The following is a 22,312-nucleotide window of genomic DNA, read 5'->3' as shown; positions in this document are numbered from 1 at the left end:
GTCAGCTCCTTCCGTTGCCGATTTCGAGAATCTGAGCGCGCCTCGACCGAACGGATCGCAGCGCCATGGCTCCACCAGCCATGCTGGCGAACAGGATCATGCAAATCGCCACGGCTTTGAAAAACGCGAACATCAGAGCGAACCGACCTGCCGGTCCGAATTCCGCGAAATAGGAATTGACGATGATGATCATCCCGACCTGGCTCGCGAGGAACAGGACAAAAATCGCCCCGCCCAATCGATCGACGGGAGCCATCAGCGGCCTCCCTTCAGCCAGGTCTCGAGCACCGCGCGCGGGCGATAGCCCTCCAGAACCGTGCCATCCGAGCGAACGAGCACCGGCGTGCCGCTGAACCCGTGCGATCGCGCAAAATTCTCATTGGCGTCGAGACCGCTGGTGTCACACGATGCCGGCGCCACCTCCGCACCCGCATAAGCGGCTCGAAGGGCCCGCGGCTTGTCCTTGGCGCAATAGACGCGGTTCGAAAGATCGCGTGTTCCAAGCGTCGAAATCGGACGCTCGATCACGCGCACATTCATCTGCTCAAGTTCGTTGGCAAGGGCACGGCAGAAGCCGCAATGAAGATCCGTGAAGATGGTGACGGGCGTGCCCGAAGGATTGCCCCAGACGATCGCGCCCGTCGCCGGGAGCTTGGACAGGTCGACCTTCTGCGCGGCAGCGGGCGGCGGTGCTGCTCGACCTGCCGGACCGGCGGCCGCCATCTGCGGGACCGGCGTTTCACTTTCTTCTTCAAGACCCGCCTTTGCCGCTCCACCGAGCAACATGTCGGGGTTCATTTCGAGAAGCTTTGCGGCCGTCAGGTCCTGGCGCGATTCCATGTCATAGACCCGGCCCACGATCAGATAGCGAGCGCTCCCGTCGACGTAGAAGAGCGTCTTGCCGGCGACGACTTCGCAAAGCCCCGCCACCTTTTCACAGTCGATCGCCGACACCTGGGTCTTCGGCAGGCGCGTCTTGAGCAGAGCCGACACCCGGCCAGGCTCAAGCCGATCGGCGGCATAAACCGCCGTCGCGGCGCCCCCGAGAAGCAATGCGGCGACTAAACCAATCTTGAGCTTCATGTTCAGCCCTTTCCTCAATTGCGAATGAATGCGCCGTCGAGAAACACGATCTCGACTTCGACGCCGGTCGGCATCTCGATGACAGGCTGATATTGTTCAGCGCGCTCGATGAGATATTGAGAGAGCATGTCGCCGGCCTGGCTCACGCCTTCGCCGATCCCGCCCTTGGCGATGTCGCCTGTCGACAGCTTCTGACGCTCGCCGTTGACGACGGTCGTCGTACCCGAGAGGAAACTGTTCGAGTTGGCCGAGAAGCCGCGACCGATGCCGCCGACGAGACCGGCGAAGAACGCCTGCATCGTCAGGCTCCCCTCGCGGCTGACCACGCGCCCACGCACGCCGGTCTTGCCGCCGAACGCGATGAAGCCCTTGACCTCGCTCTCCGCGTACCGGCCTCCCGGCTGCGGGCACGTCATCTTGGCGAGCTTCACATAGACCTTCTCGGAGGAGAGATCGCCGCGCGCCGCCCCGTTGACCAGGCAACCGTCAATCCGGGTTGTCAGCACCTTGCCGTTCTGCGCGACCGAACGCGCCGGCCCCACGATTCGAAGGACGACCGGCAGCGGATCCGACTGCGACTGGACGTTCGACGCCGCATCGACGCCGACGATCACCCGCGCTTTGGCATAGCTGTTAGCAGGCAAATAATTGGGGCTATCCGACGCGAAGAGGTTGCCGGTCGGGGCCGCCTTCGATCCGCCGCCCGTCGACGCCGGCGTTGCCGCGAAGCTGATAACCTTGAGCTCGCGTCGCGCTTGCGCTGCAGCGACCGCCGCGCCCCCCGCCGGATCATATGCTGCAGGCCCACCGGCGCCGTAGAGCGCGGTCGGACCCGCCGACGGGCGGGCACCAGCCTGCGCCGCAGCGAGCTGTTCTTTCAGGGAGCGGTTTTCATCGTCATAGGCGGAAAGAACCCGGGTCCCTTCGGATGCCATATTCTGATTTTCCGAGCGCAGCGCGTCGATTTGCGCCTGCATCTGGTCGAGTTGGTCGCCCTGCCCTTGCATCCGGCGAAGCTGATTATCCTGCTGCGTCAGCCGATTTTCCGACATCGACAGCCATTCTTTCTCCGAAAGATTTCGGGCGGCGAGATCGTCGGTCGAGACCTTGATGTTCTCCGAGGCCATGTCCTTCGGCGCATTCGGATCCGTCTCGGCGTCGCCGGCGAAGAACAACCAGTAGACCGCTGCAGTCAGCAAGAGCCCGCCAACGCCAAACAGCAGCATCCGCTGCCGCTTTTCGACGCCTTCATTCACTGTGAGGCTCGCGCCTTCCGGAACCGAAGGCGCGGCCGCGGTTTCACCGCGCGGCACTCCGCGCTTCAGAAATGACCCCAGACCTGCCATGATTAGCTCCCTTCCTTCCGGGTGACGACATAGGCCGACGTCGCCTGTCGCGGCGCCAGCTTCGGGTTGGCGATCGACACGGCGAGCGCGTCGGAGGGCGCAATGCGCCCTTCGGTGATTTCGACTGGAGCTGATGAACTATTCTCGATCCGCACCACGCGGCCGACGACATCCAATCCCTCATATTCGGCGACGAGCTGGACGGTGAGGTCCCCAGCCTGAACCGGGACGAGTGCCGAACGGCGCATCCGGTAGCCGGGAACAATCGCCTGCGATGCCATTGCCTGGATCAGTCGCACCGCCGTCTCGTCGGCGTCAGGCGCGGCCTCTTCCGACTCTGTGACGGCTTCCGACTTCGCCATCGCGAGCGGGTTCGACACGAAGATTTGCTGCGCTTCGATTGCCTCGATCCGGCAGCCGAATTTATAGACATAGCCCTTCTTCGTCGTTCCGAAGAACGACAGGAGCTTCAGGCGAAAGCCTTCCGGGACCGACAGATAAATGTCGCCGCGCGTCGGTTCGTTCACCACCGAAAAATCATCGAGTGGGTTCGTCGGCTGCACCTTCGACACGCTCGCGAATTCGTCGCCAATCAGGCTGATGCGCGTCAGATCCTTTTCCGACGCCACGCACGCAACGCGCGAATTGTCCTCGACCATTACGGTTTCATCCGCCCGCGCAGTCTGCGCGATCAAGAACGCAGCGCCGATCATCGTGACGCCGAGCGCACGCTGAAGCCGATCGAGCGAGCGCGACGAAACCAGCACGCCGCCGGTGCCAAGTGCCAAAGGCATGAGCATCTCCATCATTGGGGAGCAGGTGCGATGGCGCCGATCGGCGCGTCCTCACCCGGCTTGTTGGGAACCACGATGCCGAAACCGGTCAACCGGAGCTCGACGCCCGTATAATTCCACTCGAAACGAAAAGTGCGCTTCACCGCGCCCACTTCCTGACGGCCGACCATCGTGTGGAGGGTGCCCGTCGCCTCCGACGTCAGGCTCTTCGGATCCACGCGCATGGCTTCCATCGTGAAAAATTGCGAGACGCTCGAGCCCCGCTGATCGTTGACGATCTTGAGCAAATCACCCTTGATCCGCCCATAGGCGGAAGGATGGACGATCCGCAGAACGGACTCCATCCAATAGTCGAGATTTTGCGGGCTTCGATTGAGCATCATCACCGAAGCATCGCGCGTGACGAGCTCAAGATACTCCCGGCTCACTCCCGCGCTGCTGATCTCGATCTGCCGCGTCAGCACCGGCTGGAGCACAATTTCACGATCGCGCGCCGATGCAGCAACCAGCGAAAAGATCGTGATGATCGCAAGCCCAATGCTCGCAAGCACGAGCATGTTGCGCTGTTTAAGAACGCGCTGCGCCTGCGCCTGGCTGAATCCCGCTTCCATCGCTTACCCCGCCATCAATCGAAGATATGAAGGCGGAACGGCCCGGATGCCCATGACACCGCTGGGAAGATACCAATAGGCCATATGCAGTAGCCATGAACCAGCACGTCCCGCCTTCGCTTTACGGAGGACCCACCAACCCAAGATTCCGAAACAAATGCCCCAAATGATATGCTGTGCGAGGATCCCGATGAAAAAGGGTCCGGCCATCGCGACGAATTCGTCCATGGTCCAGATCCCGATCCGTTCGGGCTCATCCAGCTTCCCGGGAATCACATAGCGATCCATAACCGCCCCGCCCCATTTGCCCGGTTACGCACTTGAGGTGCGCTTCCGGGGCGCCCAGATCAGATGATCGCCGTCACGGCCGAGGTGACGATCGGAACGCCCGTGCCGACACCGATGCCGACGCCGACGGGAAGAGCGATCTGGCCGAGGCTGAAGCGGCCCGAGGCCATGCCAGCGAGGCCAAGCGCGAGCGAGATGATCGTGATGATCTTGCCGCCCGAACCTTCGAGGAACGCGGTGAATTTGTTGAACGCGGTATCGAAGGTGGTGTCGGTGCCGGCGAATGCCGGACCGGCGAGCAGCACGAACGCGAGGAACGCGACGGCTGCCAGAAGCGGAAGATTTTCCTTGCGGAACAGCCCCCGGTCCTTGGTCATGGTCATGGTTTGCATGGTTCATTTCCCATCTGTTGAAACGACGCCGCATGGGCGCCGCTCCCATTGGGACTCGCCGGGGCGAGGGGCTGTCAAGCAAATAGCAAGAATCTTACGCGACAATGCACCAATCTGGATGCAATTGTTCTTTTTGTCGTGATTCGTTGTAAAAGTGTGTCGCATTTTTGCGACGCCGCGTCGATTTAGCGCGCCACGCTGGCGGCTTAACGCGACAGTCTCAGCTATGATGCGAAGCCGGTTCGGCGGCTTTCGTTCACACCTTTGGGTATCATAGCTGACGACTTTTCATGAGAAAATCGCGAGTCTCAATCCAATACAAAGTCAGCGACAAATTCCTGCAAAGCCTTGCGCTTGCCATGTACAGGCTAACAATAGCTGAACGAGAAATCAAAAATCCAGCCGAGCTTTTCGATTATATCGTGAAGCATCGTCTAGAGGCGATCGAATCCTTTACTACTAAGGATTTGCTACTCTACGCTAACAAACGTGATTTACAAGGTGACATCGCTGTGTCGATTCACCTCAGCAAGCCGACAAATGACGTTCTGAGCGCCGCGCGATACCGCCTTGCTGCCCGAGCAGGACGCGTCGTCTCGAACATTGAGCTGCACCGGCTCGCATTTTCGACGATCACAGGAGAATAAAAACCGTCCGATTAACGCTCTCTAATATTGACATTTTCGATTCCGTACATTCTGCTGGCAACGTGGCGTCGCAAGTTTGCTAATCGAAAGTCATAAAAATATGGACTGCGTTCAACAAGGATGGGGCGATGAGTGTAATAGAACTCTACGCGGACCTGTATCGACAGGAAGCGGAACGACAGAATTTGTCTTCAAGGCAGCTTGCTACAAAGCTTGATGCCCATCACTCTGGAATATGCGCCTTCCTGAAAGGCCGCTCGATTCCGAAACGAGATCGGCTCGACGAAATCGCCGACGCGCTGGGCATCGATAATGTCCGCGCGTTTCTCGCGGTAGAAATTTTCCAGTCCGTCGAAGCATATGATGAGCCGCCGACAAAGCTGTTGGCGTTGCTCGTGCCCTGTTTAGCGCAGACGCTGTCTTCCGACGACTGCCAACTCCATGACGATCTTCGTGAATGGGAGGCCAATGCCCTGTTCGAGAAGATCCAGCTGCTAGTCTTGGAATTACTCGGACCGCGATCGCGATTCCGCCAGCCCTTCCTCAGCTTCCGAACCCCTCGTTAATGATGAAGCGGGGGGCCATAATTTCGTGTTTGATTGGGCAACTGGCTTTAAGCGCCGGGGCACACGCCGAAACGCAATCGCAGGTCCGGCGAGTTGCACTCCTCGACTTTTCCGCGCCCTCGACCCCGGTTGCCCAGCCGACCGCACCCATCGACGCTGTATCGAACGGAATGCTTCTCGACTTCCGCGACATGCGGAGAAGCGAAGACACGGCGCCCAGCGTTAACACATTCTCGGCGATTAGCCCCGACAGCTATGGAATTGTGCGCTCCATCCGCGTTCCCGGATGGATGCGCTCGGGGCAGTCGACCAATCATTTTGCCAATCTTGCGCTTGGACTGCCCACGATCGGAAACTGCTCGCCCAAAGCGTATTCATCGTCCGGCCTTCTCGGTCGCACGGCCGAGGAACGCAGGCGCCTGCTCTATCCACTCGTTCAGCGCGCCGCTTGCGAAGCCGGACTCCCTATTGGCCTGATGGACGCGATGCTGATTCAGGAGAGCCGATACAATCCCGTCGCGGTAAGTCCGAAGGGGGCGTTCGGGCTCGGTCAGCTCATGCCTGGAACGGCCAAGCAGCTCGGTGTCGATCGCTACAGCCTGCACGGAAACCTTCGTGGCGCCGCACGCTATCTGAGCTGGCAGCTGAAGGAATTCGGGCGCGTCGATCTTGCATTGGCTGCATATAACGCCGGCCCTGGGCGCGTTCGAACTGTCCGCCGCGTTCCGCGGATCACCGAAACGCAAAATTACGTCACGAAGATCCTTACCAACTGGCGCGTGATTGAATCCAATCATCGGCCACTGGAGCCCGCGCAGGCATCGCCCCCGCCTGCGCGGGCTGTTTGGATCGGTGATTTCCGACGGAGCGCCGGCATAGGCGGAAGCAAATGACGGGGGACGCATGAGATCCGCGCATCACGTTTCGCGCCCATCTTCGACTCTCTTTGCCACCATGAATCCGACTCTCGATTGCCGCCCCTTGACCGGGGCGGCAATCTTCATGCGCGCGCGGTCGCAATCCGCCAGCGCGCACCATCGCAATTCCGATTCAGGGATCAACAAGAATGGGGGCGCCGTGAGCGGATAAACGAAACCCGGCACGAAGGCCGGGCATCGCATCGAGTTTAGCCAGGAATTAGGACTTCCTGATTGGCTTCCACAACAAGCTGGAAGCTTGAGCTAACCTCCTTCGACATCTTTGTCAATGATGCGCGCTTCGCGCCACGGGATTTTTTTGCCCGCTTTCAGCTGCCCTCCGATGGAGGACAGACGATGACGCATATTTTCGCTTCGGCGGCCGCCGGCGTGCTTCGGCGCGCGGGCGTTCCAACGCGATCCGGCTCGGCGCACAAGACCGGCGCCGCCGTGCTTCGTGGCAGTCTCGAGGAGGGAAGCTTCGAGCATCGCTTCTGGCGCACCTATCAAAAGGGGGAGACAGATCGGTTACATCAAGCAGCGGTCGACCTGGCGCGGATACGCCGTCACGAGCTCCGCGCCCATCGCCGGCAAGCAAGAGCTTCAGCCATAGGCTCGGCACCGCCATCGATGTTGCCACCGCAACTGTCGCAATCCGCGACGGCCATCTTCAAACTGCTCTGCGAGCTGGGCCGTCTATGCAAAGGCGAGATCTACCCGACCTATGACTGGTTCATCGAAAAAACCGGCTTCGCTCGCGCGACGGTCGCGCGCGCGATCGCGCAGCTGAGGGACGCCGGCTTCCTGCTCATCCAGCGCAGATGCAAACGCCTAGAGCGCGACGGGCCCGGGCCTCGCTTCGAACAGACCTCCAATGCCTACCGCCTGGAATGGCCCGCTGGACTGGATCGCTGGTTGAACGGCCAGCGCACGCCCTGCCCGCTTCCCGACGACGAGCTGGTCCGCCTGCAGGCCGAAGAAAACGATCATCGCAGGATGCAGCAACGTCGGATCCAGAACAAACCGTCCGAAGAATTCGCTCTCCTCGACACCCTTGCCCGCATGGCGCGCACGATCGAGGAGCGCGAGTCTCAAAAAGATACTCAACCGCTCAAATCTGAGTCAGATTCTCTTACGTTCAAAGGGAATTGGCCTGGTCGGCCAATGAATTCGACATAAAGGGGCAGATCGCCCCTCACGAAAAGCGCTATTAAAAACTCCAAAGCGCCGGCCTTCACGGTCGGGACCGCCGGCTATGCCGGCGGATGCTCCCCAATGGGAGCAGGCAATTTCTGTCAGTGTTCGCCGCTATGATGCCCTGCCCCAAATCCGCTGCACTGTTCCTCGTCCATGATCGAGCTGCTGAATCACTGTGCCGAGATCGATTTAGAAAATTCGTGCGACGCCGCGGGGCACCGGGACTAAACTACGCGGATGGAAACCGGCACGCCTTTCGATGAAATCGACATCGAGCTGATCGCGCGCAATCCCGCGCGGAACATCCATCGCCGCTACAGCATTCTCGCGAGCATTGACCTTTTCGGTTCCATCATCGTCGAGACCCGTTGGGGACGGATCGGAGCTGCAGGTCAGCGCAAAATCCGCTCATTCCCGCACGGCACCGAAGCCGATCGCTATGTCCGTTCTGTCCTTGCGCGACGGAACAGCGCCGAAAGCCGCTTGGGAACATCCTATCGGATCCAGTCCCAATAGGAGGTGCGCCGCCGCGGGGCTCGACAGAAAGAGTCATTCCTTTTCAATCCCGAACGGCGCATCGTCCTGCCCGCTCGAAACGGCCCGTCGAATCCGCATTGCGCTAATGTTCTTCTTATGTTCCGATATGGGAATGAACCGACTCGACAAAAATGCGATCGCCGACGCTCTGCTGGCTGCCCCGGGGTGGGCAAAACTTGGCCTCACCGAGCCGCGCGAGCATCTTCGTATCGATGCTGCGATGGAGCTCGCCGGCGCGATCGTCGATCATTTATCGCCGCCCGTCTCCCGCGCGATCGCCGGCGAGCAGCAGGCGCTGGCGCTGTGACGTGCAGAATACGAGGGATGGACTGCGTCGCGCCACGCACATATTCGAGGCGGCCGTCTGGCATTATGCTGTGCTGGTCACATGCCGGTGCGGGCATAGCGCCAAATTTCACGCGGCGAGCCTCTGGTGGCGGTTTGAGCGCAAGGGGTGGAACGATAGTTTCCGCGACGCGACGCGCCATTTTTGGTGCCGGCAATGCGCCGCGCGGATCGGCCGCCGCGTTCAACCGCTGCGTCTCGAGACCGTCCCATGGGAAAAAGGGGTCATCGAACTGGAAATGCCCGACGATCGCGAATGGAAACGCGCGATGCGGCGCTTCAGGACATAGGAGATTGACCGATGGACATTGAATTCGACGACACGCTTCAGGGGCTAGGCCGCGGTGGTCATCGCATCATGATATGGGACGGTCAGGAGGAACAGCAGATCGAAGCGCATTGGGGTCTCCGGTCGCGCGACCCGGAGATCGGACAAATTCCGCTCCTCAAATCGGAAACAGCCCGGATCGAAAGCCCCTGCCTTATCCTGGCCAATGAATTCGGCATCAAGCGCGACGGCAAGACACTCTATGCCGCGAGTCTCGTCACCGACATTCCTTTCTTCTGCATCGCCGGCGTCTGGCAGCGCGGCACGCGCGATTATCCCGATGCGTTCGCGGCGCTGACCGTTCCGGCGTACCCCGACCTTGCAGAGCACAAAGATCGCCATGTGGCAGTGGTCGATCCTGACGACTGGTTCGATTGGCTGCAGCAGGCGCGCCCACCGCTGGACATCTTGCGCCCCTTCCCCGAAGGTAGCTTCACGATCATGCCGCCGATCCAGCCCAGTATCGAAGGGCTGCTCGGCGCCGCCTGAGAAGCGGAGAGCCGAGGATGTGCAATCAGATCACGCTCAAGGCTTCGGTCGACGAAGTTGCCTCCCACTTCAAGGCCCGGCGCCCGAAACCGACAAATGCCAGCACCGGCGACGTGTGGAAGGGTGGCACCGGCTTCATCGTTCGTGAGAACGCCGGCGAACGCGTGATGGACGCGATGACGTGGGGCTTCCCCAAATATCTGAAGAACAAACGCACCGGCGAGTTGAACAAGCCGCTGAAGGTCAACAACGCCCGCGACGATCATCTGATGAACCCGTTCGGGATGTGGCACGAGTGGTTCATCCAGCCAGGACAAAGATGCCTGATACCGATCACCGCTTTTGCTGAGGCCGTCGGCGCCAGCCCGAACATGACTCGGACGTGGGTCCGCGTCGCTGACCAGCCGATCGCCGCCTGCGCCGGCTTCTGGCGGCCGACCGACGAATGGGGCGACAGCTATACGATGGTCATGGTCGATGCCGTACCCGAGATGATGGAGATCCACGACCGGATGCCGGTCATACTGCATCCCGACGATTGGGACAGCTGGCTCCACGCCGAGACCGACCAAGCGCTGGAACTGGTAAAGCAGTACCCCGCCAACCGGCTCATCGTCGAGCCAACAGACGAACTATGGGTTCCAAAACGGCGGCCAAATGATCGGCAACCCGAATTACTTTGATTGCAAGCGCGATTTTACGCCCTGACTGTTTCATCTCTGGAAACGTCAACCGCCGGTTAGGCAACGAAACTCACTGACAAATAAGACATTTCTGCGAGATCGCGCCGATGAACCAGAACCCCTCCCCCACGCGCCCGCGCGCGCAACTGCGCGGGCAAGATCTCGTCAACGCAATCGCCGACGCCGGTTCGCGCGTAATCTACATTGACGACGGGCAACGCCCAGTCGCGGCCGTTCTCCCTATCGAGCTGTGGCAGATGATCGCCAAAATTCCCTATTACCGTGCCGTGACGGAATCGTTCATCGGCGCCCCCGCGCGCCCATCTGAGACCGGTTGACGTGTGCGGCTTCGCCATCCTTGTGAGCCGCTTCTCCGCATCGAGCCGCGCTTCGATTTCAACGAGAAGCGCTTCGGTTCCCGGAACGATTTCAAAGGTCATCCGCGAGGCATAGCATCGTTTTTACGCATATCGAACCCGTCTGGCTCTCCCCGCTACACGTAGCTACGCAAGACGGCTTCCAACTTGCATAGAAAGAAGAGCGTGGTTCGTAGCTCGGGCGTGAAGCCGTAGAGCGTGGCCTCTCGCGCCTGTTCTAGAACTGTGTCGATATCGTAGATTCGCCAATCGTGAATTGCGGAGGTGCTAAAATAATCGTCGAAATCAAAACTCCGGGCACTGAGGTCGGATACATATCCAAAATGCTCATAGTACCGCGGGAACAGAAAAGCGTCGCTCACTCCCGATCGAACCAGCGCCAGTTTGTGAATTTGTCGATCCTCACGTATTTTTTTTGGGAGCGCGCGGCAAAAATCGACAACAGGTCTCGAGATCAACGGGCTCTTTGGCCACAATCCGAGGCGCATAAATAAATCGCTGCGGCAAGCGGCGGCCACCACGGCAGATGACGAAGTGTAACCAGCAACCTCGTAGTCAGTCCGATGCAACGTATAGTCTTTGACCAGTTCATCTCCCCCCATACCGGTCAACACGAGATCGAGTTCGGGAATCTCGGCCCGGACGCGCTCAAGCAAATTGGAGCACTGCAGTCTGTACATCTCGTCAAATGGCGTGATCCCAAAGCCGGGCAGGCCGAGCGACTGATAGGTCAAATCTTTCGCCGCCGGATAAGTAAAATCCCGCAGCCGGCACAGCTCGATAATTTCATTCCGCCGGCTGGTCTGTTGGACCCCGACCGGACCCGTGTGAATGACACCACATGAACTGGTCGGCCGTTCGAGCAGCGCTGCGGCAAATGCAACACAGGAGGAATCCAAACCTCCGCTCAATTCGACAAGGGCGCCATTCGCCCGAGCAAAATTCTCAGACATGGCTTCGGCAATGAGCCTCAGAAATTCGCCCGTTGCCACTGCCCCGTCCGCGAATTGCGCGGGCAACAACGCTTGAGGGCTTGGCATTTGCTCGAATTCCGTCGATGACTGACCTATAATTGCCCGCTCCGCCGGCCAAAGCATCTGCACGCCCGAAATAATCTGGTCTCGCACTTGGTTCATGCCGTCTTCGATATAACGCTGGCACATAAGGATGTCGGGCTCCGCACGGTCCAGCACGGCAACTGCGTCTTCAAATCTCCATGAGATTGCGACGCGCCCTCTTCCACGGGCCAAGTAGATTGGGCAATTTCCCGCGCACGTTCGTACTAGTTCAACCCGATCATCGCCGTGGACGATCAGACATATGCCTTCAGCTGCATCGAAGTCGCGGTAAAGATCCGACGACGGATTCGCGGCATCGGCCGCCTCAAAAGGATCTGCGATCTCTCCGATCCACAGCAGCTGCCCACCGTCGAACCGGCGCGTCGACCAACTCAACTGGGACGATTTAAAAATTTCGATCTTGCTCTCGCCAATTTGGATGGTGGTGTCTGACACATCCCAGTTTGCGCCAAGGTCTTCGAACGATAGGTTGGCTGTCAGCATTGCCCGCCCCTCAAAAAAAAGGTGGCACAAACGTGCCACCCAAAATCCCGCTGCGCTGCATTGGATAGCCGCTTAGGAGCAGTCTTCCGACAATACAGCGCCGACTAATCAAAAATGACGCGTCGCATAATCCATGTCGTAAGGCGCCTTTTTCGATGTATGGTCACCGCCTCCACCACCGGCGACATTTTTCACCTCATCAGCGGCCAACGCCCTCGGCCGATTCCGGAAAATCGATGAGGCTGGTTTCCTGTTCGTGAGCTTAAACACATGAAATCCTTTCATCCAATCGTCGCTCGCGGGGTATCACCCAAACGTGCGCGTCGCATAATCCATGTCGTACGGGGATTTCTTGCTGATCGTGTCTTTGGGACGTGTCCACTCACCGCCAGCGATCGTCATCAATTCGTCGGCAGCCAATGCACGGGGACGGTTCCTGAAAACCGAATTGCTACCGCTGTCTTTCTTCAGATTGAACATCTCATTCTCCATGATGGCAAACGGGGCCCAGAGTTTGGGCCGCAAAGGGCAATTATGTGCCTGGTGGCGACTCAGAAGAGTATGTTGCTCTTAGCTAAATGTACGGGTCGCATAATCCATGTCGTACGGAGCCTTGCTTCCACCGGGTGCAGGCAACTCAAAGGGCCCCGCGCCGGCCAGCTTCTTCATTTCTTCGGCGCTCAACGCGCGCGGCTGGCTACGAAATACGGAACCGTCAGACTTCTTCGTCGAGAATTTGAACATGCTCAGCGTCCTTTACAAAATGTGATCCGCGGCTACGAAAACAGCAAAGCTGCGGCTCGCGAACGAAACGCAAATTAATTGAATGTGCGCGTCGCGTAGTCCATATCGTACGGGGCTTTGCTTCCGAACTTCGGCTCCTCGAAAGGCCCCGCTCCCGCCAATTTCTTCATTTCTTCCGCGCTCAATTCGCGCGGTCGGCTACGGAAAATCGAACTCTGCTTCTTAAACATGCGATTTCTCCTTCATGCTCCTTTAAGAGCAAGGGGAGGCTGCGCTTCCTCAAAGTTGGAGTCAAGCGCAAAGTCATTAGAACTCAAAGCGTTGCTATGGGAACGAAAGGGATCTAGATTATTTGCGGATTGAGCGAGTGCTTGTCCAATACGAGAATACGCTGAGCGCTTTCGATCGTCTCTTTGCGGTGCGCCACCACTATTCTCGTGATCTTCAATTCACGGATGGCGGCGTTGACGGCCGCTTCGTGGGCCGAATCCAGATGCGCTGTCCCCTCGTCCATGACAAGAATTTGCGGCTCGCGGTAAAGCGCCCGCGCCAGCAAAATGCGTTGCTTCTGGCCCCCGGAAAGCGTCGAGCCCATATCACCGACCAACGTGTCATACTGGAGTGGCATGGCCAAAATATCATCCGAAATGGATGCGATTGTTGCCACCCTGTGTACCTTGGGCAGATCGATGTCCTCTTCGAACAACGCGATATTTTGGGCGATGCTGCCCGAGAAGAGTTCGTCTTCTTGCAGCACTGTTCCGATCTTCCGCTGATACGCCTTGAGAGCGTGTCCGCCGAGCTGCTGCCCATCCACCAATAGTTTGCCGTCCGTGGGCTCGATCAGGCCGAGAAGAACCTTCAGCAATGTCGATTTGCCGCCGCCGGATGGCCCCGTGATCGCTACATGCTCCCCTGCGTCAACCCGCAGCGACACGTTCTCGAGCACAAGCGGCTCACTCTCCGAGTAGCGGAAGTAAACCTCCTGCAGCTCTATGGTTTCTACTTCCGCCTTTACATCGCCCTTCGCTGTTTCGAAGGTACGATCCACGTCAGAGAGTGCAATATCAGCAAGTCTCTCGAGATGCAGGTTGAGCATCCGGAATGCCATCAACTGATCTACAAGCTTCGAGGCCTTGTCGATAAACTGCACTTTATAGGCCATATAAGCGAAGAGCATCCCGACGCTGAAGCCGTCGCCGCTGATAATCAATCGCACCGCGATCCATACAGCCACAACATTCTCGATACCCAGAATAAGAATGTTGAGGGACTGCTGCAGCGCCACGATCCGCTGAACACGAACTTTTGCATTCGTTGCTTCGACAAGTTGATTTTGCCAATAACCGTGCCGCACGGCTTCCTGACCGAAAATCCTCAAGGTGGTGATGCCCTTTAAGGATTCGATCAGTGTAGTCTGCTCATTGGCTACCGTGACGATTAATGCCTCCTCAGCGTCCCGCTGCAGGCGAAACAGGTAGAGCCTAACCAAAAGATAGGCCGCAAACGACACGAGCGCGATGATCGCTAGAAGACCACTATAAAAAAACATCACCGTCAGCGTGAAAACGGCCATCAAGCCGTCGACAATCGATGCGATTGCTCCCTCGGTGAGAAGCAGTTGAATAGGCGTTACGGATCGAAAACGGGAAAGCACATCGCCGGTATGCCGCTTCTCGAACCAGTCCACGGGCAAGCGAAAGAGGTGGCGCGTGAGGTCAGACGCCAGATTGAAACCTAAAGTCGTGCCCGCAACCAACAAAACCAAGGTTCTCAACCAGGATGCCACCGCATTGATCACGACAAAGAGACAGAAACCCAAGGCCAGCGCCATCAACAGCGCATTGTCCTGCTGAGGGATCACTCGATCGACAGAGATTTGGAGATAGTACGGCGACACAAGCACGAAGGCTTGCAAGAATAGGGTCAGAAGAACGACTTGGAACAGTGCCGACTTTAGGCCAACCGTGCCCTTAATCAACTCAAAAAGCCCCATTTTCTCCGCATCGCGACGGGGCTCGAAGTCGGCGCCTGGCCGAACCTCAAGCGCATAGCCTGTAAAATGCAACGAGACTTCAGTCAGCGGCACCCACTGCGTATTCCCTGCCGGATCGTGAATCAGAGCCCGCTGGCCCCTTACACGCTCCAAGACAACGAAATGATTTAGATCCCAATGCAGGATTGCGGGCGTTGATAACTGTTCAAGCCCCTCGAGTGGCACTTCGACTGCCCGAGACACAAGACCCACGCGATCGGCGAGCTCCATCAGCGTCGCGAACGTCGTCCCGCGCTGACTGAATGCGAGATGCCTACGCATTCCGCCCAGATTGGTATCAAACCCGAAGCTATTGGCCACCATTGTAATGCAGGCGAGCCCGCATTCGGCTATTTCCGTCTGTCGGATCAGCCTGACTCGCTTCTGCCGAGCGGGAAAAAAGTCAATCATCTATCGGCTCCGCGCGGCGAACAGAGGCTCGAAGAGCCACGTGAAGAGCGATTGGCGCGCGATCTCCACCTTAGCTTCGGCCAACATGCCAGATTTCAGGCTTTCCCTCCTTCCGAACGCCCTGATGCTAGTTTCATCGAGCTCTATCTTGGCAAGGAAGTACGGCTTGCCAGCGGCGCCGGGAGCAATCGTCGGGGCGCTCGCGACAGAAATTATCTTCCCGTTGATATGCCCAAATCGCTGGTACGGGAAAGCGTCGATCGCCAAGCGCGCTGATTGTCCTTCTCGAACGAAACCGACAGCCTCGCTTGGAATGCGCAAATTCGCGACGAGTTTGGAGCTGTACGGTTCTACCGACATCAACACGTCGCCTGCTGGCATGGATTTGCCGACGTTCGCAACAATGGCCGTTACGCGTCCAGCAATTGGGGACCGCAGGGAGTAGGATCGATCCCCCTCGGCCTCAGCGCGAGCGCGTTCGAAGTCCATGCGGGCAACGGCAAGCCTGGCTTGTTCCGATCGGGCAGCAACTTGAATGCTATTTGCTTCATTCAACGCCTCTTCCCTGGCGAGACGGCGGGAGACCAAGAGTTGCTGGGATTGAGACAGGGCGAGTTGCCTGGACACGAGCGTCTCCTCGCGGATCTGCACGTCTCGGCGGCTGATAAATCCGTTCTTCGCGATCCCTCGAATTCTCTCTAAGTCATGCTCGGCGGTTTCGATCAGGCCCCGCTGGGCGGCCATCTGCTTTTCAATCAACGCGATTTCTTCGCCGATCGCCGCTGCCCGGGTTTGTGCTGACCGGACGTCCAGGCCGGATTTGCTACCCGCCGCAGCCGCTTGGGCGGCCGTCAAGTTCGCTTGCTCTGCGATTGCCTCGGTCACGACTTTACCGAAACCCTCGCTCCCCTCACCATAACGGTCGGTTTCTAAGGTCGCGAGCACCGTCCCTTTTTTTACGTGTTCCCCTTCCACCACCCGGACATCACTTACCGTGCCGAGCCGCGGGGCAACAATTTCCGCCACGCCCGCAGAACGCGCTAGCGAACCCTCAACAGTGACGGATCGCGTAAAGGGGGTGATCGCCAGAAAACAGAGCACCGAGACCAAGCTGACTACTGCAAACGTTGTAACGATTCGCCATGACAGCGGAATAGCGATCGAGGCCCGTCCCCGAAACTTTGCCTTCCGTCCCTCAATAACTTCTTCGCGAAACATCAAAACGATCCGGTTGGCGTCGGATGAGAGTGATGGACAACACGAAAATCGACCGATGACCTCACTTCACATATTTCCTCAACCACGTGAATGTCTCATCAAGGAGATTGCGGACGTTAGCTGGAGACAGGCTGATGCTGTGATTTTCCCCCCAATAGCGCAGGAGCCTTGCTGTTTTATTCTGAGAATAAAGCATGTAAAATAGCTGATCCGCCTGAATTGCCGATGCCCGTATATCATATTCCCCGTGCGCCAGAAGCAAGGGAGTATTTATCCGGCTTGCATAAAATAGCGGCGATTTGCTCGTGTATTGGGAGTAGTCTCGATACGGAGTATCGGTGAAATCCAACCGCTGCGCGATCGCCCAGTTGACCGACTTTTCATGCTCGATGCCGTCGTATCCGCGGCTGGTGGGGTCAAACTGTGAGAAGAAACCAACGAAGTCTGTCACGCCATCGATTGCAATGCCCGCCTTAAAGCGATCACTTTGCGTCAAAATGGCATAGACGCCAAATCCGCCATTGCTCTGTCCCATGATCGCAACCCGCTTGGGGTCTGCATTTCCTTTGGCGATGAGTGCATCAAGTGCAGCGTGTGTTTCGGCAGTAATTTGCGCGAAGGGATTCTCGTCCGTTTTGGGGGCACCGCGCGATAATGAGGGCACCAAAACGATATAACCGCGCGCGGCGTAGAGTTGCAGGTTGTAGATTCCGGGAAGATATGGATCCAGCACATGGGTGTCGGCCCCGGAAACCCGGTAGCCGGGATAGACCCACGTCAAGACTGGATATTTTACATCACTCGAATAGCCCGGCGGCATCAGGGCTACGGCCTTCAGCGGCTCGCCTTTGGTGCCTACATAGTCGAGAAGCACGCGCTCGCCCCAGCGCACGTTCTTCGGATAACCTGAAATGGATTTTAGAGTGCGCGATTTCCCTGTCAAAATGTCGAATTCGCCGACCTCGGTTCGATCCAACATCTGATTGACGTAACTGGCCCGTGGGGGCGATCCGCTGATGGCGCTCAGCTCGGCACCTTCGGGAAGTTCGAATTTCGAAACTACCGCCGGCGTCGAGGAAACGTCGACGGCTGCAACCACGATCCGTCCATCTTCGGCTTGGCCTCGCAGGATGATTATCGACTCCTGGATGCCGACCACCGCGGTCTCGCCTGGCATGGACAAGGGCGTTCGAGTTTCAATTTGCCCGGTTGTGCTGCTTAGGGTGAGAAGGTTGCCGTCCCCTATGCCATAGAGATTGCCCTTCGGTCCCTGGACGAATTGTGTCGCGGGCGTCGTCAAGTTTGCAGTGATGTTAACACTCGCCTGCTCTGCTCCCGTGACGAACCAATCTTCGCGGGCGTCCGCCTCCGAACTCGACTTCCGCGTGACCAACAATCGCTCTGAATCCAGCCAGCGCACCGGGGTGGCAATTGGATAGAGCGAACTCAGAAACGTCGCCCCGACTGGCTCGTTACCGACGCTGCGGATTCTTTCAGATTCGAGGTCGAGACGGAACAAGTGCGCTTCCGGCGAGGCCGCGTCAGCGCGAGCACGAAATGCGACGCTGCGCCCGTTGGGCGACCACTCAAACAGTTCGAGCGGCAATTTTGCTTCTTGCGGCAGTTCAACCCAACGCACGCTGCTTTCGCGGTTGAGCTCGGCGATTCCCAATCGCTTCTGCACTTGCCAACTATCGACCATCCGGACCGAGCCGGGAGTCGCGCCGGGCGCCAGTGCAGCTTCGGTCGCCAATATGGCAACGAACCGGTTGTCCGGCGAAACGCTAACCGCAAGGTCGCCGCGAAATGGATAATCCGGAATTTGCCCAAGAGCGATGGAGGTCCGTTTCGACACCGAATAGACACGAAGAGTCGGCTGCCCTGCGGGTTGCTGCCATGTCGTCCTTGCGTCTCCACTTCCGACAGCAGTCGCCGTCGGCACTTGCCCGTCGAGAAGACGCTCGCGCGTGAGTTCTGCGTGACGCACTGGTCTCGAATATTCATCGAGCAACGTCGAAACCTCGCCGTCAGCGAGGGTAAGGGCCATAAGTCGATCACCGTCGAGCCAAGCGAACGGCGCATTTTCTTCACCAACTCTGCAGGTCTTCGCCTTGCCCATATCTTGGCCGGCGTGACGAACATCAAGGCGGTTGAACCACGAACCATATCGCGACTGCGTAACCACGGCCTCATTTGCCAGTCGAGACAACGCCCCGGAAGCCTTGTCCCAAACATAGATCCGAACATTGTCCCCCTGAGACGGTTCGCTGCCATCCGCCTGGGTCGACAGCATCGCCAACTTGGCGCCATCCGGTGACCACTGCGCGCACCAGAACCCAGCGCCCTTCGCTACCAGCGGCGCGATTCTTCGAGCTTCGCTCTGTCCCTCGCCTGATATCCACACGCCATTCCGCGACGGGTCTATCTCGTAGTGCGTGCGACCATATGATTCGCCATCGGTTGCGGATCGCTGCACGACGATGGCAGTCACGCTTCCGTCGGGCGACGGGGCAACCTCATCAACTCGTTCGATGGCTAGAACGTCGTCGATCGTCAGATCTCGTTGCTTTGCTTCCGCGATATCTGTCATCGGCAAACCCGCAATCATGGCAACTAGCGAAAGTGAAGCCCAGTTCATCCCGACACCCCGCAATAATGATCTAACCTTCGCCTGTCGCTCATGCAGCTTATGGCCTCGCCGCAAGAGATGTCAGCAATGACAATGATTTGCAATGCGCCGCCTGTTGGGCGGGAATTCGATGAAATGGGGATCTTCATTGGAAACGGTGAAACATGGGACATCATCGTGGATGCGCTTGCTTTTCGCCGGCTCGTTATAGCCCAGGTGGACCGGCATTAAATTTAGAGCTAGAATCGGCAAATGCCGTTCGCGGAACAGCCGCCCGTGCCGCCCGTCCTAGAGGCGCCTTCGCTCGATCTCGAACGCGTCGATCGAGCGGCTGAACGCATTGACCTCAAAACCATCCGACCCCGGTGTCCTGAAGGAAGGGGGAACGAAATTGTGGTTTGCGCCCCCGATCCCGAGGAACATCGGGCGAGACGCCTGCCTGACACCTATGCTGTTACCGAAGGATTGCCGCGCGCCGAAATCGATGTCGGAAACGGCGTGAGCCTCGATGTCCATCTCGACTCTGGCTCGCTGGCCAACGGCTATACTGCAAACCGCGTCATGGTCGGGGTCAAGTTCAAGTTCTAGGGCGGACACGTATCCGGACCCTCGGGATGCAACGTCGAGGCGAAAGTCTGAACTCTTTACCTTCTTTGCCGGACGCACTAGATTGGGGCCATGGCAAGCGTGACCACCCCTCGCGAACAGGCAGAAACCTCCGAAGCCGCCCGCAAGGTCGGCGGCTATGTCGAGCTCTTGCGCCTGCAGGACGAGCGCACCGCGATCCGTCGGCGCGGTCTGATTGCGAAGCTCACCAAGAATCCCCAGACTGGCCGCTTCAAATATATCGCCGCGAGCTGATTCATGACGCTCACGCTGGCCGTTCTCGCCAGCATGCTCATTCTGCTACCCGGTTTGACCTTTCTCGGATTCTGGAATCTGAAAGGCGCGCGTAGCGGCGCCGCACGGCCCGAATTGCCTCTCGGATCCGCAACAACGTTGCTGCTCGCCGTGGGAGTCTCTCTCATGGCCCATTTTCTCGGTTGGTCGTGTGTCGAGCTGGCGCGGAGCCTGTTTATTGCCATTTCGGATGTTCTGCCCGCGACAGGAATGATGTGGACGCCAATCGAGACGCTGCTTCGGCCTGAAGGGCTCCTTCAGCCCGTATTCGCCAATCCGATCGCAGCGATGGTGCAATATGCCGACGGCGGGCATCTAGAGATGCACGAACTGGCCATGTTCAGCATGCTGGTTGTTCTGGAATCGTTTCTGGTCGCGAAGTTCGTCTCAAATGACGGCTTCGACCTCGTGTTCGACGGCGCCGACCTCAATGGTCAGGGGTGGGTCTACCATCATTACCTCAGACCGACCCAGCATGGCTATAGGCCCGTCTGCCACGTTCTCACGACCTTTCAGCAAAACAACCTGGGCATCGGCTATATCGGCGCGATCGCGGATATTCGGCACAGCGAAAAGGGCGAGCTGCTCTCGCTGGCGCTGCTCAACCCCGACCGCTTCCTGTTTCAGTTGAAGCCTGCTGTCACCGGAAAGAAATGGCAGGAACCAGGTGAGGCGCCCAAGTTCGATAGCTACGGGCGCGAGACGATAGGCGGTATCGTCGCTCTTGACGGGAAGTCGGTCGCAAATCTGCTGGTACGGACACTCGACAAAGCCCTCCTCGATGACATCGAGACCGAGACGGAGAACACACCAGACGCGTCGCCGGCGCCCGAAGATACCGATACCGTGACGGTAGCCGAGCCATGATCAAGCTGCTCGCGTTTTTCACGTTCCTGATCACGAGCGCGGTTGGGTTGCTTGGGCTACTCGTACTGATAAGCGCCCCGTTCCACTGGCTCGCGATCGCATTCATGAGCTGCTGTCGACCGCGCCTGGTCCTCGCGCGCGCGGCTATATGCTTCATGGCAATCTGGCTTATCGCGGTCATTGCGCTGCCGCCCGTCACCGGCACCGTGATTGGCATGCTTCTCGCGATTTTTCTAGCGCCTTGGCCTGCCCGACTTTGGGCAACCGGCGCTGCGTTTCACGCTGATGACGCGGAACAACGCGCTGCGGCGGCCGACATTCGGAATATCAGGCTGGAAAGTGAGGGCTCCCGGCTTCGCGTGACCGTCGCAAAGCCTTGGCGCGAATATATCACCGACAGCGAACGTGCGCGATTGGTATCCGTGTACCAATTACCCGCCTCGTTCCCGCGATAAACTTCCCATCGATCCCGTCGGTCTGCCGACGATCATCCCCGCGCCATTGGGCGATCACCTGCGCAAGGCGTCACCTCAAGCTTTGTACGCTGAACAACGATTTTCCGGACATAATGTGAACATTGGTGTCAGGCAGCGGCGCGAAGGTACTGGTAGAGGGTTTCGCGGCTGATGCCCATGTCGCGCGCGATGGTCGCCTTGCGTTCACCGGCGGCAACGCGGCGGTGCAGATCGGCAATCATCTCATCCGAGAGCGACCGTTTCCGCCCCCGATAGGCGCCGCGCTGCCGAGCGATCGCAATGCCTTCGCGTTGCCGTTCGCGGATCAGGGCGCGCTCGAACTCAGCAAACGCACCCATGACCGAGAGCATCAGATTGGCCATCGGGGAGTCCTCCCCCGAGAAGGACAGGCTTTCCTTCTCAAACTCGATCCGGATACCTCGCTTGGTGAGGCCCTGGACCAGCTTGCGCAGGTCATCCAGATTGCGGGCCAACCGATCCATGCTGTGGACGACGACGGTATCGCCTTCGCGGGCGAAAGTGAGCAGAGCCTCAAGCTGGGGGCGGTTGACGTCCTTGCCCGATGCCTTGTCGGTGAAGGTCCGATCGAGCGACTGACCTTCCAATTGGCGATCCACATTCTGATCGAACGTGCTGACCCGGACATAGCCGATCCGTTGCCCCTTCACTGCGCACTCTCTCCATCAAAATGTCAGGTTGAAATCTATGATACGCAACGACATTCGTCAACAAATTCCGTTTAGTACCCTAATCTGACAGAAACCGCGGTAGCGCCCTGACGTCCGGTTAGGCTATACTCCAAGCTGACATCACAAAATCAAATCCCTCAAAGATGGCGTCAATTGCCTTGATGGGGTAAAAACTGGAGTG

Annotated in this window: 28 protein-coding genes; 12 read left to right on the top strand and 16 right to left on the bottom strand. The window is 58.4% G+C overall.

Features of this window, described 5'->3' with window-relative positions; translation table 11 throughout:
• Position 1: 1 nt before the first annotated feature.
• Genes ATE67_RS19525 through ATE67_RS19495 form a run of 7 tightly spaced genes read right to left on the bottom strand, consistent with a single transcriptional unit; the run spans position 2 to position 4,505 of the window.
• Positions 2 to 256 (bottom strand): hypothetical protein, encoded by a 255-nt coding sequence (locus ATE67_RS19525; protein ID WP_058801095.1) that lies wholly within the window; start codon positions 254 to 256, stop codon positions 2 to 4.
• On the bottom strand, positions 256 to 1,083 hold the full coding sequence (locus ATE67_RS19520; protein WP_058801096.1) for a DsbC family protein: 828 nt from the start codon (positions 1,081 to 1,083) through the stop codon (positions 256 to 258). The genes ATE67_RS19525 and ATE67_RS19520 overlap by 1 nt, the downstream gene beginning before the upstream one ends.
• 14 nt (positions 1,084 to 1,097) lie before the next feature.
• Positions 1,098 to 2,429, bottom strand: a complete 1,332-nt coding sequence (locus ATE67_RS19515) for a TraB/VirB10 family protein (RefSeq protein WP_082656929.1) — start codon at positions 2,427 to 2,429, stop codon at positions 1,098 to 1,100.
• Between the two features lie 2 nt (positions 2,430 to 2,431).
• Positions 2,432 to 3,223, bottom strand: a complete 792-nt coding sequence (locus ATE67_RS19510) for a type-F conjugative transfer system secretin TraK (protein ID WP_231728242.1) — start codon at positions 3,221 to 3,223, stop codon at positions 2,432 to 2,434.
• 11 nt (positions 3,224 to 3,234) lie between these two features.
• On the bottom strand, positions 3,235 to 3,834 hold the full coding sequence (locus tag ATE67_RS19505; RefSeq protein WP_058801097.1) for a type IV conjugative transfer system protein TraE: 600 nt from the start codon (positions 3,832 to 3,834) through the stop codon (positions 3,235 to 3,237).
• Between the two features lie 3 nt (positions 3,835 to 3,837).
• Positions 3,838 to 4,122 carry a type IV conjugative transfer system protein TraL gene (gene traL, locus ATE67_RS19500; RefSeq protein ID WP_058801098.1) on the bottom strand — a complete coding sequence of 95 codons (285 nt, stop codon included), beginning with the start codon at positions 4,120 to 4,122 and terminating at the stop codon, positions 3,838 to 3,840.
• A 59-nt stretch (positions 4,123 to 4,181) separates the two neighbouring features.
• Positions 4,182 to 4,505, bottom strand: a complete 324-nt coding sequence (locus ATE67_RS19495; protein ID WP_414892802.1) for a TrbC/VirB2 family protein — start codon at positions 4,503 to 4,505, stop codon at positions 4,182 to 4,184.
• Positions 4,506 to 4,804: 299 nt separating this feature from the next.
• Here ATE67_RS19495 and ATE67_RS21545 point away from each other — a divergent pair, with 299 nt between their 5' ends.
• The 8 genes from ATE67_RS21545 to ATE67_RS19450 all read left to right on the top strand — a co-directional run bounded on the left by ATE67_RS21545 (position 4,805) and on the right by ATE67_RS19450 (position 10,223).
• On the top strand, positions 4,805 to 5,161 hold the full coding sequence (locus tag ATE67_RS21545; protein WP_058803399.1) for a hypothetical protein: 357 nt from the start codon (positions 4,805 to 4,807) through the stop codon (positions 5,159 to 5,161).
• A 128-nt stretch (positions 5,162 to 5,289) separates the two neighbouring features.
• On the top strand, positions 5,290 to 5,727 hold the full coding sequence (locus ATE67_RS19490; protein WP_058801100.1) for a helix-turn-helix domain-containing protein: 438 nt from the start codon (positions 5,290 to 5,292) through the stop codon (positions 5,725 to 5,727).
• A 170-nt stretch (positions 5,728 to 5,897) separates the two neighbouring features.
• Positions 5,898 to 6,620 (top strand): lytic transglycosylase domain-containing protein, encoded by a 723-nt coding sequence (locus ATE67_RS19485; protein ID WP_231728241.1) that lies wholly within the window; start codon positions 5,898 to 5,900, stop codon positions 6,618 to 6,620.
• A gap of 258 nt (positions 6,621 to 6,878) precedes the next feature.
• Positions 6,879 to 7,823, top strand: a complete 945-nt coding sequence (locus ATE67_RS21540) for a helix-turn-helix domain-containing protein (protein ID WP_152998740.1) — start codon at positions 6,879 to 6,881, stop codon at positions 7,821 to 7,823.
• 255 nt (positions 7,824 to 8,078) lie between these two features.
• Complete coding sequence (locus tag ATE67_RS19470; protein WP_058801104.1) at positions 8,079 to 8,357, top strand: WGR domain-containing protein; 279 nt, start codon at positions 8,079 to 8,081, stop codon at positions 8,355 to 8,357.
• Between the two features lie 133 nt (positions 8,358 to 8,490).
• A complete protein-coding gene (locus ATE67_RS19465) occupies positions 8,491 to 8,685 on the top strand; it encodes a DUF6771 family protein (protein ID WP_058801131.1) in 195 nt (64 codons plus the stop codon).
• Positions 8,686 to 9,024: 339 nt separating this feature from the next.
• On the top strand, positions 9,025 to 9,540 hold the full coding sequence (locus ATE67_RS19455) for a hypothetical protein (RefSeq protein WP_058801106.1): 516 nt from the start codon (positions 9,025 to 9,027) through the stop codon (positions 9,538 to 9,540).
• 17 nt (positions 9,541 to 9,557) lie between these two features.
• Positions 9,558 to 10,223 (top strand): SOS response-associated peptidase, encoded by a 666-nt coding sequence (locus tag ATE67_RS19450; protein WP_058801107.1) that lies wholly within the window; start codon positions 9,558 to 9,560, stop codon positions 10,221 to 10,223.
• A 56-nt stretch (positions 10,224 to 10,279) separates the two neighbouring features.
• Here ATE67_RS19450 and ATE67_RS21535 read toward each other — a convergent pair whose 3' ends face one another.
• The 8 genes from ATE67_RS21535 to ATE67_RS19425 all read right to left on the bottom strand — a co-directional run bounded on the left by ATE67_RS21535 (position 10,280) and on the right by ATE67_RS19425 (position 19,160).
• Positions 10,280 to 10,663: a hypothetical protein gene (locus ATE67_RS21535; RefSeq protein ID WP_152998739.1), complete on the bottom strand. Its 384-nt coding sequence runs from the start codon at positions 10,661 to 10,663 to the stop codon at positions 10,280 to 10,282.
• 53 nt (positions 10,664 to 10,716) lie between these two features.
• The gene (locus tag ATE67_RS19440; RefSeq protein ID WP_058801109.1) at positions 10,717 to 12,162 is read right to left on the bottom strand and encodes a hypothetical protein; all 1,446 of its coding nucleotides are present in this window, start codon (positions 12,160 to 12,162) and stop codon (positions 10,717 to 10,719) included.
• Positions 12,163 to 12,468: 306 nt separating this feature from the next.
• Positions 12,469 to 12,642 (bottom strand): hypothetical protein, encoded by a 174-nt coding sequence (locus ATE67_RS21530; RefSeq protein WP_156417118.1) that lies wholly within the window; start codon positions 12,640 to 12,642, stop codon positions 12,469 to 12,471.
• 90 nt (positions 12,643 to 12,732) lie between these two features.
• Positions 12,733 to 12,906, bottom strand: a complete 174-nt coding sequence (locus ATE67_RS21525) for a hypothetical protein (protein WP_156417117.1) — start codon at positions 12,904 to 12,906, stop codon at positions 12,733 to 12,735.
• Between the two features lie 74 nt (positions 12,907 to 12,980).
• Positions 12,981 to 13,136: a hypothetical protein gene (locus ATE67_RS21520; RefSeq protein ID WP_156417116.1), complete on the bottom strand. Its 156-nt coding sequence runs from the start codon at positions 13,134 to 13,136 to the stop codon at positions 12,981 to 12,983.
• A gap of 113 nt (positions 13,137 to 13,249) precedes the next feature.
• Complete coding sequence (locus ATE67_RS19435; protein ID WP_058801111.1) at positions 13,250 to 15,352, bottom strand: peptidase domain-containing ABC transporter; 2,103 nt, start codon at positions 15,350 to 15,352, stop codon at positions 13,250 to 13,252.
• On the bottom strand, positions 15,353 to 16,570 hold the full coding sequence (locus ATE67_RS19430; protein ID WP_058801112.1) for an HlyD family secretion protein: 1,218 nt from the start codon (positions 16,568 to 16,570) through the stop codon (positions 15,353 to 15,355).
• A 61-nt stretch (positions 16,571 to 16,631) separates the two neighbouring features.
• Complete coding sequence (locus ATE67_RS19425; protein WP_160328033.1) at positions 16,632 to 19,160, bottom strand: S9 family peptidase; 2,529 nt, start codon at positions 19,158 to 19,160, stop codon at positions 16,632 to 16,634.
• Between the two features lie 291 nt (positions 19,161 to 19,451).
• Here ATE67_RS19425 and ATE67_RS19415 point away from each other — a divergent pair, with 291 nt between their 5' ends.
• The 4 genes from ATE67_RS19415 to ATE67_RS19400 all read left to right on the top strand — a co-directional run bounded on the left by ATE67_RS19415 (position 19,452) and on the right by ATE67_RS19400 (position 21,421).
• On the top strand, positions 19,452 to 19,787 hold the full coding sequence (locus ATE67_RS19415) for a hypothetical protein (protein ID WP_058801115.1): 336 nt from the start codon (positions 19,452 to 19,454) through the stop codon (positions 19,785 to 19,787).
• A 90-nt stretch (positions 19,788 to 19,877) separates the two neighbouring features.
• On the top strand, positions 19,878 to 20,060 hold the full coding sequence (locus ATE67_RS19410; protein WP_058801116.1) for a hypothetical protein: 183 nt from the start codon (positions 19,878 to 19,880) through the stop codon (positions 20,058 to 20,060).
• A 3-nt stretch (positions 20,061 to 20,063) separates the two neighbouring features.
• Positions 20,064 to 20,966, top strand: a complete 903-nt coding sequence (locus tag ATE67_RS19405; protein WP_058801117.1) for a hypothetical protein — start codon at positions 20,064 to 20,066, stop codon at positions 20,964 to 20,966.
• Positions 20,963 to 21,421 carry a hypothetical protein gene (locus tag ATE67_RS19400; protein WP_058801118.1) on the top strand — a complete coding sequence of 153 codons (459 nt, stop codon included), beginning with the start codon at positions 20,963 to 20,965 and terminating at the stop codon, positions 21,419 to 21,421. Before ATE67_RS19405 ends, ATE67_RS19400 begins: the two co-directional genes overlap by 4 nt.
• Before the next feature lie 128 nt (positions 21,422 to 21,549).
• Here ATE67_RS19400 and ATE67_RS19395 read toward each other — a convergent pair whose 3' ends face one another.
• Positions 21,550 to 22,110 (bottom strand): recombinase family protein, encoded by a 561-nt coding sequence (locus ATE67_RS19395; RefSeq protein ID WP_004213255.1) that lies wholly within the window; start codon positions 22,108 to 22,110, stop codon positions 21,550 to 21,552.
• Positions 22,111 to 22,312 lie beyond the last annotated feature (202 nt).

Source organism: Sphingopyxis sp. H050 (assembly GCF_001468265.1).
Classification (GTDB): Bacteria; Pseudomonadota; Alphaproteobacteria; order Sphingomonadales; family Sphingomonadaceae; genus Sphingopyxis.
This window is presented reverse-complemented; position numbering and strand designations above follow the sequence as displayed.

What these genes read in the sequence shown, in the direction of transcription:
- ATE67_RS19525 (WP_058801095.1), bottom strand. Translation starts at nt 256, where the DNA reads ATGGCTCCCGTCGATCGATTGGGCGGGGCGATTTTTGTCCTGTTCCTC.
- ATE67_RS19520 (WP_058801096.1), bottom strand. Translation starts at nt 1,083, where the DNA reads ATGAAGCTCAAGATTGGTTTAGTCGCCGCATTGCTTCTCGGGGGCGCC.
- ATE67_RS19515 (WP_082656929.1), bottom strand. Translation starts at nt 2,429, where the DNA reads ATGGCAGGTCTGGGGTCATTTCTGAAGCGCGGAGTGCCGCGCGGTGAA.
- ATE67_RS19510 (WP_231728242.1), bottom strand. Translation starts at nt 3,223, where the DNA reads ATGCCTTTGGCACTTGGCACCGGCGGCGTGCTGGTTTCGTCGCGCTCG.
- ATE67_RS19505 (WP_058801097.1), bottom strand. Translation starts at nt 3,834, where the DNA reads ATGGAAGCGGGATTCAGCCAGGCGCAGGCGCAGCGCGTTCTTAAACAG.
- traL (WP_058801098.1), bottom strand. Translation starts at nt 4,122, where the DNA reads ATGGATCGCTATGTGATTCCCGGGAAGCTGGATGAGCCCGAACGGATC.
- ATE67_RS19495 (WP_414892802.1), bottom strand. Translation starts at nt 4,505, where the DNA reads ATGACCATGACCAAGGACCGGGGGCTGTTCCGCAAGGAAAATCTTCCG.
- ATE67_RS21545 (WP_058803399.1), top strand. Translation starts at nt 4,805, where the DNA reads ATGAGAAAATCGCGAGTCTCAATCCAATACAAAGTCAGCGACAAATTC.
- ATE67_RS19490 (WP_058801100.1), top strand. Translation starts at nt 5,290, where the DNA reads ATGAGTGTAATAGAACTCTACGCGGACCTGTATCGACAGGAAGCGGAA.
- ATE67_RS19485 (WP_231728241.1), top strand. Translation starts at nt 5,898, where the DNA reads ATGCTTCTCGACTTCCGCGACATGCGGAGAAGCGAAGACACGGCGCCC.
- ATE67_RS19470 (WP_058801104.1), top strand. Translation starts at nt 8,079, where the DNA reads ATGGAAACCGGCACGCCTTTCGATGAAATCGACATCGAGCTGATCGCG.
- ATE67_RS19465 (WP_058801131.1), top strand. Translation starts at nt 8,491, where the DNA reads ATGAACCGACTCGACAAAAATGCGATCGCCGACGCTCTGCTGGCTGCC.
- ATE67_RS19455 (WP_058801106.1), top strand. Translation starts at nt 9,025, where the DNA reads ATGGACATTGAATTCGACGACACGCTTCAGGGGCTAGGCCGCGGTGGT.
- ATE67_RS19450 (WP_058801107.1), top strand. Translation starts at nt 9,558, where the DNA reads ATGTGCAATCAGATCACGCTCAAGGCTTCGGTCGACGAAGTTGCCTCC.
- ATE67_RS21535 (WP_152998739.1), bottom strand. Translation starts at nt 10,663, where the DNA reads ATGACCTTTGAAATCGTTCCGGGAACCGAAGCGCTTCTCGTTGAAATC.
- ATE67_RS19440 (WP_058801109.1), bottom strand. Translation starts at nt 12,162, where the DNA reads ATGCTGACAGCCAACCTATCGTTCGAAGACCTTGGCGCAAACTGGGAT.
- ATE67_RS21530 (WP_156417118.1), bottom strand. Translation starts at nt 12,642, where the DNA reads ATGTTCAATCTGAAGAAAGACAGCGGTAGCAATTCGGTTTTCAGGAAC.
- ATE67_RS21525 (WP_156417117.1), bottom strand. Translation starts at nt 12,906, where the DNA reads ATGTTCAAATTCTCGACGAAGAAGTCTGACGGTTCCGTATTTCGTAGC.
- ATE67_RS21520 (WP_156417116.1), bottom strand. Translation starts at nt 13,136, where the DNA reads ATGTTTAAGAAGCAGAGTTCGATTTTCCGTAGCCGACCGCGCGAATTG.
- ATE67_RS19435 (WP_058801111.1), bottom strand. Translation starts at nt 15,352, where the DNA reads ATGATTGACTTTTTTCCCGCTCGGCAGAAGCGAGTCAGGCTGATCCGA.
- ATE67_RS19430 (WP_058801112.1), bottom strand. Translation starts at nt 16,570, where the DNA reads ATGTTTCGCGAAGAAGTTATTGAGGGACGGAAGGCAAAGTTTCGGGGA.
- ATE67_RS19425 (WP_160328033.1), bottom strand. Translation starts at nt 19,160, where the DNA reads ATGACAGATATCGCGGAAGCAAAGCAACGAGATCTGACGATCGACGAC.
- ATE67_RS19415 (WP_058801115.1), top strand. Translation starts at nt 19,452, where the DNA reads ATGCCGTTCGCGGAACAGCCGCCCGTGCCGCCCGTCCTAGAGGCGCCT.
- ATE67_RS19410 (WP_058801116.1), top strand. Translation starts at nt 19,878, where the DNA reads ATGGCAAGCGTGACCACCCCTCGCGAACAGGCAGAAACCTCCGAAGCC.
- ATE67_RS19405 (WP_058801117.1), top strand. Translation starts at nt 20,064, where the DNA reads ATGACGCTCACGCTGGCCGTTCTCGCCAGCATGCTCATTCTGCTACCC.
- ATE67_RS19400 (WP_058801118.1), top strand. Translation starts at nt 20,963, where the DNA reads ATGATCAAGCTGCTCGCGTTTTTCACGTTCCTGATCACGAGCGCGGTT.